10 protein-coding genes are annotated in these 12,366 nt (G+C 38.7%); all 10 read right to left on the bottom strand.

Annotated features, from left to right (window positions below):
• Nucleotides 1–22: 22 nt before the first annotated feature.
• The 10 genes from DW835_RS10055 to DW835_RS10010 all read right to left on the bottom strand — a co-directional run bounded on the left by DW835_RS10055 (nt 23) and on the right by DW835_RS10010 (nt 12,340).
• Nucleotides 23–1,096 carry a lactonase family protein gene (locus DW835_RS10055; protein ID WP_172594676.1) on the bottom strand — a complete coding sequence of 358 codons (1,074 nt, stop codon included), beginning with the start codon at nt 1,094–1,096 and terminating at the stop codon, nt 23–25.
• Nucleotides 1,077–2,111 carry a beta-propeller fold lactonase family protein gene (locus tag DW835_RS10050; RefSeq protein WP_022312719.1) on the bottom strand — a complete coding sequence of 345 codons (1,035 nt, stop codon included), beginning with the start codon at nt 2,109–2,111 and terminating at the stop codon, nt 1,077–1,079. The genes DW835_RS10055 and DW835_RS10050 overlap by 20 nt, the downstream gene beginning before the upstream one ends.
• Before the next feature lie 18 nt (nt 2,112–2,129).
• On the bottom strand, nt 2,130–3,098 hold the full coding sequence (locus tag DW835_RS10045) for an aldo/keto reductase (RefSeq protein ID WP_022312720.1): 969 nt from the start codon (nt 3,096–3,098) through the stop codon (nt 2,130–2,132).
• Between the two features lie 26 nt (nt 3,099–3,124).
• Nucleotides 3,125–4,021 (bottom strand): carbohydrate ABC transporter permease, encoded by an 897-nt coding sequence (locus tag DW835_RS10040; RefSeq protein ID WP_118538609.1) that lies wholly within the window; start codon nt 4,019–4,021, stop codon nt 3,125–3,127.
• Nucleotides 4,022–4,031: 10 nt separating this feature from the next.
• Nucleotides 4,032–4,949 carry an ABC transporter permease subunit gene (locus DW835_RS10035; RefSeq protein ID WP_117569116.1) on the bottom strand — a complete coding sequence of 306 codons (918 nt, stop codon included), beginning with the start codon at nt 4,947–4,949 and terminating at the stop codon, nt 4,032–4,034.
• Between the two features lie 64 nt (nt 4,950–5,013).
• Nucleotides 5,014–6,549: an ABC transporter substrate-binding protein gene (locus DW835_RS10030; protein WP_117466030.1), complete on the bottom strand. Its 1,536-nt coding sequence runs from the start codon at nt 6,547–6,549 to the stop codon at nt 5,014–5,016.
• 105 nt (nt 6,550–6,654) lie between these two features.
• A complete protein-coding gene (locus DW835_RS10025; RefSeq protein ID WP_242993617.1) occupies nt 6,655–7,818 on the bottom strand; it encodes a sialidase family protein in 1,164 nt (387 codons plus the stop codon).
• A 34-nt stretch (nt 7,819–7,852) separates the two neighbouring features.
• Nucleotides 7,853–8,938, bottom strand: a complete 1,086-nt coding sequence (locus tag DW835_RS10020; RefSeq protein ID WP_172594675.1) for a sialidase family protein — start codon at nt 8,936–8,938, stop codon at nt 7,853–7,855.
• 126 nt (nt 8,939–9,064) lie between these two features.
• Nucleotides 9,065–10,660 carry a response regulator gene (locus DW835_RS10015; RefSeq protein ID WP_172594674.1) on the bottom strand — a complete coding sequence of 532 codons (1,596 nt, stop codon included), beginning with the start codon at nt 10,658–10,660 and terminating at the stop codon, nt 9,065–9,067.
• Nucleotides 10,661–10,714: 54 nt separating this feature from the next.
• Complete coding sequence (locus DW835_RS10010; RefSeq protein ID WP_117466034.1) at nt 10,715–12,340, bottom strand: histidine kinase; 1,626 nt, start codon at nt 12,338–12,340, stop codon at nt 10,715–10,717.
• Nucleotides 12,341–12,366: the final 26 nt, after the last annotated feature.

Genomic DNA, 12,366 nt, shown 5'->3' with positions numbered 1-12,366 from the left:
GCATCTCTAACCGCTGCCAACATTACTTTGCAGAGTCGCCCATTATAACACAGGAAGGAGAGGGAATTACAATTTCCTGTCCGCTCCACTTTAAAATCCCTTTATTTTCATCAAAGAAAAAGGTCTGTACCACATCTGTATGCTGAATACCCACTATCAGCATAGAGCCATCTGGTACAAAACAAAACTCCCGGCAGAAATCACCTGCCAACATTGTATGTCCTTTCAACATCAACAAACCGGTTTCCTTATCTACCTCATAGACAACAATTGAATTGTGCCCTCTGTTCCCAGCCAAAAGATATCTACCGGATGGATGCATCTGTAGTGCCGAAGTATAGTTCTCCCGGTCATAACCATCCTCACGTCTCGTCGATATTACCTGGACATTCCGTAACATATCTTTGCAATCCGGCTGATACTCAAACACAAAAATTTGACAGCTCAATTCAGATACCATATATAGATATTTTCCATCCGGACTGAAACGGAGTTGTCTGGGTCCACTGTCTTCCGGTGCTTTCCACTCGAAAACTTTTTGATACGTTTTTGCATCATAAAGATATATATAATCAAGACCACAATCCGCAACCGCAATATATTTTCCATCCGGTGTAGGCATGGATGCATGAATATGAGACATCCTTCCATTTGGTTCCTGGTGATGCTCTACTCGTCTTTCCTCCCCAATGCTTCCATCCTGATTAATGCCGTACACCACCAGCAATCCATTACGAAAAACAGATACTAAAAGACTATCTTTTTCCTCATCCGCTATAACATGACATGGCCAGCCACCATAAGCATATCTGCTATTTAAAAATGAAAGTTTATTATCCTCTATGCGATAAGCAGCAACACCTCCACCCGGTACACCTTTATATTCCAGTGATTCCATAACCGCATACAGACATTTTCTCTTTTCCGAAACATATAAATATGCAGAATCGTCAGCCTCTACTGTTGAAACTTCCCTCATTTCCCCATTTTGAGTATTTATCTCCAATGTGTAAATACCTTTCGATCCTCTCAAGGAGTTCGTTCCTACGTAACACTTCATCCATTTCTCCATATCTTTACCTTTCAGTTTCGTCATTGTACTCTCCGTTGTAAATTTGATAAGCTCTTGGCATTCTTTTTTCCCATAAACGTTTTCCCTCACATAGATCAAAAAGCTCCAGTCTTCCGGTTGATTCCGCAAATTCTTCATCAGCAATCAGCAAACAATCCAGCTGTTTCAGATACAGAAAGCTCCTGGGCCATCCCAGTGTTTGCAAAATTCTCCCTTCCCGGATCATTCCGTTTTGCTCAACGACCAATTCCCGGATCAGATTAGCTCCCCGTACTCCTACGAACAATCTTCCTTTTGTCCAATCTGGACACAAAATTGAAGAAAGACTTTTTCGTGCTCCGGCAGGGAGCAAACTGACACGCTGCTTTTCTTTCAAACCTCCGTCTGAATTTTTCTCCAACACGATCAATTCATTCGATAATTCTGTAACGAGGTATACGATTTTTCCTAATGGATGTATCTCCAGAAATCTTGGACCTGATCCCCGGGGCTGTTGCTCTATTCTCCAGTTGTCCCGGTTTCCCCAAAGTTGGCTCTCACTACTATGATATACTGCATCCGCGCCCAGATCGGCAATCCAGCACTCCTCCTGCATCCACTTTACAAAATGCGGATGAGACGCTTCCTGCCTGCTAACTACCGGACCATTTCCTTTGAAAATCACCCTTCCAGATTCTTTGCCGATGCGCCCCTCCGCTACGTCCACTGATACAACCATTTGTTCTCCATACACAGCAATCAAAAGAGCCTTTCCCTGCTCCCAAAAGCTCATATGGCTGATCCCTCTCCAAGGGAAACAGCTTTTCTCCAAAAAAAACAGTTCTCCTGTAAGTTGCTTCAAATAAAACGACTGAATATAACTTCCCCCTGATTCTTCCTGTCCTACCGCATACAGTATTCCGTTGGGCGCAATACACGCCCATTCCAGATTTTTCAGTGGTGCAGCCAAAGTTTCCCTGCTGTCATTTCTCCCCAGGTCAATACGATATATCCCATCTGTCGATGTGTTTCCAAATGTATTGCAAAAATAGAATGTCATTTAAGTCAGCTCTCTCCATTATGAAAACAAAAACTCTACTTCCTCTTGCGTTAATCTCTTTTCTGATGCACGAAGGCTCTCTTCCAGTTCCTTAACCCTGCAAGGTCCTACGATCGGAATAACCTGAAAAGGCTGCGCATAAAGATATGCTAATGTTATTTCCAATGGAGTGGCATTCGTGAGCTTGCATAGTTCGTCTACTCTCTCCGCTCTTTTTAAGGATTCCGCATTATAAAACATATCTCTGGGGAAAGCAAATTTATCGTCCTTGAGAAATCCCTCTTCCTTATGTAATACAAAAAATCCTGCTGCCTGAGAAGTATATGCAGTTACCGGTTTACCGGTTTTTTGGTGATATTCATATATGTTCTCTGTCATATGGGTCTGTACAGCTGCCTCCACTGCCTCGTCATTCGGTTTTGCCAAATTAAACATAATTTCATGCCCAACAAAGGATTTCAAATTATGCTCTTTCGCGTAAGCATCTGCAGCCCACATTCTTTCTGCCGACCAGTTCGAACAAGCAAAATATCTCACCTTTCCTTCTCTGACAAAGCTGTTCAAAGTTTCAATAATTTCACCAACCTCACGCTTCGGATCATCTGCATGTAAATAGTATAAATCTATATAATCAGTCTGTAAGCTTTTCAAACTGCTCTCCAGATCCTCTCGTATCTCTTCCGGCGCCAGCCTTTTTATGCTCGGTGTTTCAAGTGCATGGCAGGCTCCTTTGGTCGCAACTACCAGCTTGCTTCTCAATCTATGCTGTTTCATCCATCTTCCAATCAATAATTCAGATAGTGGAAGATTTCCTGGATTCCACCTTCCATACACATTCGCTGTATCAATAAATGTACCCCCATTTCCTACAAAACAATCGAGGATATCGAATGATGCCTGGTCGGAAATACGGCTCCCGAGCACTCCACCTCCCAACGCTATATCTGACACTCGCAAATTTGTTCCTTTATAATTTACAATATTCATCCTTCGCTCTCCTTTTAAAACACTTCTCAGCCTTTCACTGCTCCAACTGTCATACCTCTTGCAAAATAGGACTGGAAAAACGGAAATATCATCATAAGAGGTAAAATACCGATTACTGCAATTGCCATACGAACCGTGATGGTAGGCATTTTACCCAAGGCATTGGCAGCCTCTGCGCTTCCTGCCATACTTTGTGTCATAAACTGAATATCCAGCAAAATTCTATTCAAATAATTTTGCAGACTGAATAATTTTGTATTCGTAAGATAAAGGAGACCATTATACCAGTCATTCCAATAACCAATACCAATCAACAATCCTACCGTAGCCAGGATGGGTTTCGAAATCGGCATAATAATACTAAAGAAAATTCGGAACTCCTTAGCGCCATCTACCATAGCTGATTCGATCAATTCCTTAGGCGTATTGTTATTAAAGTATGTTCTCACCAGCAGAACATTGAAACCATTTACCAAAATATTATTTGGCAAAAGTAATGCAAATATAGTATTTTTGACATGTAACGTATTTACATATAATAAATAGGTGGGAACCATACCTCCGTTAAAAAGCAATGTAAAAAACACGAGAAAATTGATTATCTTTCTTCCGGGTAATTCATTACGCGAAAGTGTATATCCCAGCATGGCTGTAAGCATCAATCCGGAAATCGTACCTATAAATGTAGTTAGTATTGAAATCCCGTATGCACGGAATATTGTCTGCCCCTGCGTTGCCATATAGCGATATGCTCCCAGACTCCACTCTTTGGGCCAAAAGGAATAACCATTTCGGAACACACTATCATTATCCGACAGAGAAGACGTTACCAGCAACAACGTAGGAAGAGTACAGAAAAGCACGAAACAAATTAAAACTATATGTGCTACTAATGCTGATTTGTTTACTTTCATTCGTTTCATCTCACACCTCCTAAAACAGAGAATCTTCCGGGCTGATCTTCCGAAGTAACAAATTTGTAATTAAAACAATTAAAAAGCCGACTACTGACTGATATACTCCTGCTGCTGCAGACATACCCACGTCTCCTGTCTGTATCAATGTGCGGTACACATAGGTATCTATTGTATTTGTAGTACTGTATATTGCTCCTGAGTTCTGCGTAACCTGATAAAATAAACCAAAATCAGAATAAAAAATCTTTCCTACCGCCAATAATATCATCATTATAATAACCGGTTTCAACAATACCAGTGTGATATACCGTACCTGTTGAAGCTTTGATGCCCCATCCAGTTGAGCCGCTTCATAGTAAGACTTATCAATAGAAATAACATTGGCATAATAAATAGTTGCCTGAAATCCAAATGACTTCCATGTATTTACGATCGGTAATATTATAGGCCAGTACTTTGACTCATTGTACCAGGATATCGTGCTTTTTCCCAAGGGCTCCAGGATCCCTTTATTAATAAAGCCTACATCCGTACTTAAGAAAGCAAATACCAGATAACTGATAATGACGATAGAAAACAAATATGGCAAAAGAATCACTGTCTGATATACTTTTAAAGCCTTTTTGCTTGTCACTTCGCTCAAAAGAATTGCTACTAAAATACCTAAAAATGTATTAATTATAATAAATGCCACATTGTACAATATTGTGTTTCTGGTAATAATAAAAGCAACTGAGTTTTTAAATAAAAACAAAAAATTTCTAAAGCCTGCCCAATCACTTCCATAAATTCCTTTGCTGTAGTCGAAATCTTTAAAAGCTACCACCATACCCGTTAGTGGTAAATAATTGTTAATAAACAAATAAACCAATGCCGGCAAAGCCATAATGTATAGTGGCAAAAGCTTTTTTATTTTTTTTAATCTTTTATACATACCAGGCTCCTTTGAATAGAAAGGTCAGTTGTGTTATACCTCTGACCTTTCCGAGAAACTTTACTTATTTTGTTGCCGCCCACTCGTCTAACTGCCGCTGCTTTTCTGCAATAACAGTATCAATCCCTGCATCCTTCAGTGCCTGTCGGAATTTCGGTAAATTTTCATCAGGATCGATTACTCCATTCTCCAGAGGCAGACGATACTCATCCATTACTGCCTGTACAGCCGCCGCTTCTGCCTTCACAGGAGTGGTGTCAAACACAAATCCCAGCGCTTTAGATTTGATTGCATTATCATTAAATTCCTCATATTTTTCATTTAAATCTTCGGGATCCGTATTCCAAATATAACTCAGATAACGATTTCCAAAAGCGTAAGTTGCACTCAGAGTATAGCCGGATGTTTCTCCAGTTACACCGTCCGGATAAGTAATCCACTTTTCGCTTCCTTTTACATGCTGATAGTGTGTACCTTCAATACCCCATACCAACGCATTATATACTTCTGCATCACTATAAAGCAGATTGACAAACTCCAACACTTTTTCAGGATTCTTACAGCTGACAGGGATCGACTGAATAACAGCTCCAACCGTTTGTGTATTTCCAAAAGCCGGATTTACAATTGCTGTACTGCATGGAATACCTGTCATATTGGTGCTGTCTGTAGGCACACCCGGATGAATCAGGGACATTGTGGATGCCACTTTTCCTGTTTTGAAATAAGCTACTCCTGTATCAGGATTCGTTGAAGCATCTGGAAGAATATAGCCCTTCTCATTCCACTCTCTGGCTTTCCTCACACACTCCTCGTAATATTCTGTATCAAAGAGATTTTGCACGGTCAGATCGCCCTGTCCCCAATCCATCAGGACTCCCATGGTATCACCCAGCCCATCATATGTTTTAAAAAGGCTTTCCAGAATGCTGGTTCCCTGGCTTTGCGGCTGCGTTACATACTTGTCCGGTTCTCCCTCTTTAATTCTGGCAAAAAGGTCATCTAATTGTTCTACTGTTAATCCTGCATCAGCATCAATTCCATATTTCTCGATAATATCATTGCGAAGAATCAGTCCGTATGCACTTGCCATATCACGTATGGTCGGAAATCCATATATTTTTCCGTCAACTGTGGTAGCTTCCATATAGTCGCCGATTACTTCCATTGCATCCGGTGCATATTTACGAACCGTTTCTTCATCCAGCCCAAGCAGTTTATTGGAAGTGACATCACTACTGAATGTAGTTCTGGCTGATGCATTTACCAGATCCAGCTTTTCGCCACTGGTAATCATCAGATTAACCTCCTGCTGATAGTTTGCTCCTGTCATAGGCAAAAGCTTAACCTTGGCACCAATCTTGTCATAAACAATGTTGCTTAGATTCTCCTCTACCAAATCCCAATCTGCCTGCTGTACCCATACATCAAATGCATAAACAATGGTATATGGTTCCTCTCCTTCCTGCACAGTGTCATTCGTTTCACTTTTGTCTGTCTGACCTACGCTCTGATTACCGCTTTCATTTCCACATGCGGAAAGCACTGTACATGCTGCCAACAATAAGGCAAATACTTTACTTACAATTTTCTTTTTCATATCATTTTCTCCTTCCTTTTATGTATGTTTTGTATCTTTTGTAATTAAACTATATCTCTTATAATTATTTCTTTCTCCCTGAATTTCGACCTTCACTTATGAATTTTATACGCTTTTTGTTTTATCGAAATCCAGCTCATGAAATGGATCTTTGTCCTCTCCATCATAATCCGTCAGCTTACTCGCGATCCTTTTCAGATAACTATTTGTGTTTGCAAGAGATCCGCTAATAATATCCTCTTCTGTTATTTTGGCAATTAAAATTTCTCTGGCGGAAGCCATCACCTCTTTCATATTGGATAGATAACTTCCACGTTCCCGATCATATGTTACATAGATAAATCCATCATCTGCTTCCTTTGCATCCGGATAAGAAACTTCTCTCTCGTCTAATAGTAATTTATAAGGGAACGTTTTTCCTTCATCCTCTGACAGCATTGCCGTAAGATTATTTCTTCCACTAAACTTAAAATGATTGATCAGCAGGATTCTACCTGAACGCAATCTTGTAATATGGAATCTCGAACAGGGACCACCATAGCCAGTGTCAAAATCTTTACTCCAGCTTCTTCCTCCATCATAAGAATTCGATGCGCCAATCCCATACTTTGTCCTAACAAACATTCTTAGGCTTCCATCCTTCATCTCCAAGATCATATGTTCATCATAATGCCGGTCTTTCACGTCTGCAAAGCCAAGCTTCTGAAAGGTTTTCCCGCAATCATTGGTAGCATAAACAAAGGAGCCTTTTTCCGTAATTTTAGTATCATATTCTTCTGATAATACTCTTATACCATCATTCCATACAGCAATCGGGAACAACCATTCACCAGATTTCACCACTATAGGTTTATTCATCATTACATTATGGCCTACCAGAAATTCTTCTCCCCAAACCAGCTCCTCTGCATCAGGATCTCGGCAAACAGATGCATATAAACCATCGTCCGGACACTTTGCCCATGTCAGCCAAAGTTCTCCCAATGAATCTATCCAAAGGCATGGGTCATAGCATCTTCCATTATCTTCTTTTACAATAACAATCGGTTCCGAGAAATGATTCCCTCCGTCATCCGACTTAATTACGATCACATAATTTCCTATTTCTTCCTTGACTCCACCTGAATAGAAAGTAAGGAAAATCCTTCCTCGTTTTGTCACCTCAATGCTTGGGATTCCTTGCCATAGGCGTTTTGAAGCCCTGTATTTTTGTAATTCCTTTGTTTCCGTATACAACATAATCGTTTCCTCCAACAGACTTATATCCATGTTTTCTGCATCTTCTTTAAAAATACAGGAGCTGTTATATCAACGGAACAACGGACAATGCAGCCCCTCTTTTTTCATTTTCTAAATATACAGTATATATAATATATAATTTATGATCTGCTTCATAGGCGCATGGGTAACACCACGCTTTTCCATAACCTAATCTGTCGGAAAAGCCATTTTGTAGTATAATGCCTGTCTCAAAGGTACTTTCTTTGGGTTTGGAGAATGCGAGTACAAGTTTTTCTCTTCCCGGATACCAATTTCCTATTATATAATTTCTACCATCAGAAAGCGTGCCCGCATATATTTTTGAATCTGAAAAAGGAATATCATAGGAAAAGGCATCCGACCATGTCTCGCCATAATCCTGTGATAAATATACAAGCGGAACTTTTCGCTCGTCATCTCTCGAAAACATGGCAATTTTATTATCTTCTATGATTGCGGTAATTTCCGGATGTACCAGCTTAGAACCATCAGGTAAGTCTCCATTTTCCTGAATATATACTAATCTCCAATCATCATCTATTTTCCCGGAATCCGAAATAAGTACCGCCGGAGTATTCGGGAAGCCATCTAGTTCAGCAATACGTCCCGGCAAAAGCAATTTCCCATTTGCCATCTTATACACATTCGTATTTAGCTTAAAAGGAATCGGTTTGGACCATAAAAATTCAAAACAGTCCTTTTCCTCTTGAAATACATAAAGATCAAGAGCATGAATATGATCTGCTGATACCATTTCATTAATAAGCATATATAGTTTATCTTCGCAAATACCGTACACTGGTGGGCAGAACAAAATTTTGCCGGTTTGATCCTCCGCTATCGTTTCAATATCACTCCATGTCTTTCCACCGTCTTTTGACCTTTTTTGTCTGATTGGAGTAGGTCCGATCAGTTCTTTTTCCTCGCAATTATACCAGGCAGCAAATAGCGTTCCATGATATTCTATAATAGCTGCTTCATGCAAAAAAGCATATTTATCATCCGGGCCGGCGACTTCATATATCTCTGTTTCACTGTTATCCTTTAAGCTTATTTCTTTTTCAGCCATATTCAGATGTCCTAACATATTATATAGTTGTTTATCTTCCTTTGAAAAAAAATCAAACATTTTGTTCCTCCCTTTCCATATCATTCTTTTCATTTAGGATCAACTATAGTATAATCTGCTATTATGTTCTGACTCTACTTGAAACTCGACCTTCACTTATGATTTTTATACAAAAAGACCTGATCCTCAAAGATCAGGTCTTTCCATCCCACCGTTTTTTCGATATTCATTTGGTGAAATTCCTACTTCTCTTTTAAACATTGCAGAAAAATTAGACATATTTTCATAGCCGCACCGGGATGCAATCTCACATACGGAAATCTTTGGGTTTAACAGCAATCCTTTTGCCATATTTACCTGTTCCCTTAAAATATAGCGATTTACCGAACATCCCATTTCCTTTTTAAATCGTCTATCCAGGTAATCCGGATTTAAATACAGTGCTGAAGCAACTTTTATCCTATTCAGTTCCTCATCGAGATGGGTCTGTATATAATAAATCGTTTGTTCCCTGATCCCACTTAAGTTCGATACATCCTGCATGATCCTGGAAACAGCTCCCATAGTTTCCTCAATCCATGCATCCATTTCCTCCAGTGAACCAATTGCTGTTACTCTGTTACATCCATTTTCTCTATCATATAAAAATTGATGTGCCTGAATTCCATTTTCCTGAAGTGTCGAATAGAACAACTGTTCCAAATCATACTGAAGCATTTGAAGTGCTCTCCTATTTAACTTTGCCTCATTGTCTTTTCCCCAAAGCCATTTTCGGATTATATCTTGAAGTTCCACAGTCTTGCCATTATCAATATATGCTTTCCATAGCGTCATATCAGGCATACCAATTGCTTCACTGTTTTTAGGCATATTTATAATATCCAAAATCTGTCTTCTACTGCAAACATTATTCCATGCAAACTGTCGAAGCTTATCTACCATGGACTGTACTTCTCTCCCTGTACACACTTCTCCTATGCATATTCCAATTTTTTCGTATAATCTTTCTGTCTTAAATTGCTGTAATATCGCATCTTTTAATATTATGCCATTTCTTTCAGTGCCAGAACTCAGCCACTCGTCTGAAATAAAAACCAGGCCTGCAAATTCTTTTTGAGACAATACCGGAAGCAGAAAGTCACCAGCCACTGTTCCCAAGTCCTCTTTTACCTTCTTCCTGGTCTGCTTTATGTCTTCTTCTGCTTTGTCATTTGCATATTGATAAAATAAAATTGGGATCAGCCTTCTATCTTGCTCCTCTTTCCATTGCTTCTCCTCATATTCTTCACACTCCCTGTTCGGATCATCACGTAGTCCTCTGAGCATTTCCTCCCAATATTTTTCTTTCCATACTGGTTTTAACTGGTTCCATACAATTCCTTCTTCCTGTAACTGCGCCTGATGACGCTCTCTTTCAATCTTAGTGACAAGATTTTTCATCACCTTAATAATATCATCTTCCATGACCGGTTTAAGCAGATAATCATAACATCCGTATCGCAAGGCAGTTCTGACATAAATAAACTCCGCATGGCTTGTCAACATGACGATTTCTAAATCCGGAAAATTTTCCTTTGCCTTTTTTGATAATTCCAATCCATCTGTCTGAGGCATTTCAATATCGCAGATCATAATATCAATTTTTTTCTCATTTAAAATTCGAACAGCGCTAACTGCATTTGTAGCAGAATAAATCTCCGTAATACCCAGCATCCCCCAGTCCGTTACTGTAACTACTTCTTCTACCACCAGATATTCATCATCTACAATAAGTAAGTTCATAGCTGATCTCCATTCCAACATCTTTTTCTAGTTATCTTATAGTTTCCCTTTTGTTCATTTTGGTACATTTATGACAACGCTAACTCCTCCACTGTCCCGATTTGTAACCTTGACACTGGCAGCCTCTCCATAATGCATGTGCATTCTATCTACTATATTTTTTATTCCAATATGCTCCCTATCGTTTTTCACAATTTTCTCATTTTGGTTTATTTTTTTAAGAATGTTCTCCTCAATTCCTTCTCCATTATCCTGAATTTCAATTTTTATATTGTCTCCCTCTACTTTGGCTGAAACGACAATCATCAAATCATTCGAGAAATCCGTGGAATATTTGATTGCATTTTCCACAAAAGTTAATACACACATAGCCGGCACCATGCTGATTTCTGCTTCCGGCTCTATTTCACACTGAAGATGCATAGCACCCGCAAAACGAAACTTTTGAATCGCCATATAGTTTAACATAAAATTGATTTCCTCCTTCAGAGGAACCATTTCTCCTTGACGAGCAAACACACTTTTAAAATAATTTATCAGATATGTTAGAAGAATATTTACCTGATTGTTATCTTTTCTTTTATTCAACATATAAATAGTATTTAAAGCATTTAAAAAGAAATGAGGGTTAATCTGAAGCATTAAATATTGTTTATACAGCTCAGACTGCTTTTTTTCTTTCTCATAAACATCAATTTTCAGAATTTTAATTTTTTCCATCATATTGTTAAAGTTTTTACTGACAATATGATACTCTTCCCAGTTGTCAAACTCCGGCATTTTAAGATCTATTCCTTCTTCATCCACCTTTTGCATTACTGATACAATCCTTTTTACCGGATTTGTAAACCAGTGATACATGGAAATATAAAGAGCAAAAAGCAGTATGATCAAAATCACAGCAAAAACCATACTGAAGTTTAATAACGTTCTGATTTCTTCAAATAGCTTTTCTGAAGGAATTACAATTCTTACACCCACATCTGTTTCTTGAATTGGCAGTTCTATTTTTAGATCTTTCCCTGACTCGTTGTCTAAAATCATTGTGCCTATTTTATAGTAAGAAACATAATAATCACTTAGTTGTACAGCTTGCATTGTTTCAATCAGTCGATTAAGGCTCACTGCACAGCCAATCCCCACACCATCCTTTGATACAACTCTGATTAAATATTGATAACCTTCTGCATCAAACAGCTCCCATTTTTCTGTAGGTTCTCTACTCTCCAATAACCTTTTCAACTGTTCTCTGATATTCTGACTTTGTATTTTTGCTTTCTTTTTTGCAGATTCCACCATCATGATATCTGCATATTTGTCTTGAAATATAAAAAAGTAATCCGCAGAACTATAAACAAGAATATCCTCATTCAATTGATTATACAGCCGCTGTCTTGACAAATTGTTCATAGATTCTTTATCCTCTTCGCAATTAGTCATACCATAATAATCCGCTGTTTCGCTTATTCGAAGAAGATAGTCCGAAATATTGCTCAAATTATTTTCTACATCGCGCGTATAGTACTCCACCATAGAATGATAAGTCTTTTTTGCCTGTTTCCAAGTCGTGCGAGCTGCACTGACGCAACTACATAAAAGCATTATTATCATGCAAAAAATAATTACAGATATAAGACTATTCATGCAAATTACAACAGATTTTTTCATTTTGCTTAACATGATTTCGCCTTTCTTAAGAGCACCAA

The organism is Clostridium sp. AM34-9AC (genome assembly GCF_003480225.1).
Taxonomy (GTDB): domain Bacteria; phylum Bacillota; class Clostridia; order Lachnospirales; family Lachnospiraceae; genus Acetatifactor; species Acetatifactor acetigignens.
Note: the sequence above shows the minus strand (reverse complement) of the source record. Positions and strands in the feature narration are given on the sequence as shown.

What these genes read in the sequence shown, in the direction of transcription:
- DW835_RS10020 (WP_172594675.1), bottom strand. Translation starts at nt 8,938, where the DNA reads ATGTTTGATTTTTTTTCAAAGGAAGATAAACAACTATATAATATGTTA.
- DW835_RS10040 (WP_118538609.1), bottom strand. Translation starts at nt 4,021, where the DNA reads ATGAAACGAATGAAAGTAAACAAATCAGCATTAGTAGCACATATAGTT.
- DW835_RS10050 (WP_022312719.1), bottom strand. Translation starts at nt 2,111, where the DNA reads ATGACATTCTATTTTTGCAATACATTTGGAAACACATCGACAGATGGG.
- DW835_RS10045 (WP_022312720.1), bottom strand. Translation starts at nt 3,098, where the DNA reads ATGAATATTGTAAATTATAAAGGAACAAATTTGCGAGTGTCAGATATA.
- DW835_RS10035 (WP_117569116.1), bottom strand. Translation starts at nt 4,949, where the DNA reads ATGTATAAAAGATTAAAAAAAATAAAAAAGCTTTTGCCACTATACATT.
- DW835_RS10030 (WP_117466030.1), bottom strand. Translation starts at nt 6,549, where the DNA reads ATGAAAAAGAAAATTGTAAGTAAAGTATTTGCCTTATTGTTGGCAGCA.
- DW835_RS10015 (WP_172594674.1), bottom strand. Translation starts at nt 10,660, where the DNA reads ATGAACTTACTTATTGTAGATGATGAATATCTGGTGGTAGAAGAAGTA.
- DW835_RS10010 (WP_117466034.1), bottom strand. Translation starts at nt 12,340, where the DNA reads ATGTTAAGCAAAATGAAAAAATCTGTTGTAATTTGCATGAATAGTCTT.
- DW835_RS10055 (WP_172594676.1), bottom strand. Translation starts at nt 1,096, where the DNA reads ATGACGAAACTGAAAGGTAAAGATATGGAGAAATGGATGAAGTGTTAC.
- DW835_RS10025 (WP_242993617.1), bottom strand. Translation starts at nt 7,818, where the DNA reads ATGGATATAAGTCTGTTGGAGGAAACGATTATGTTGTATACGGAAACA.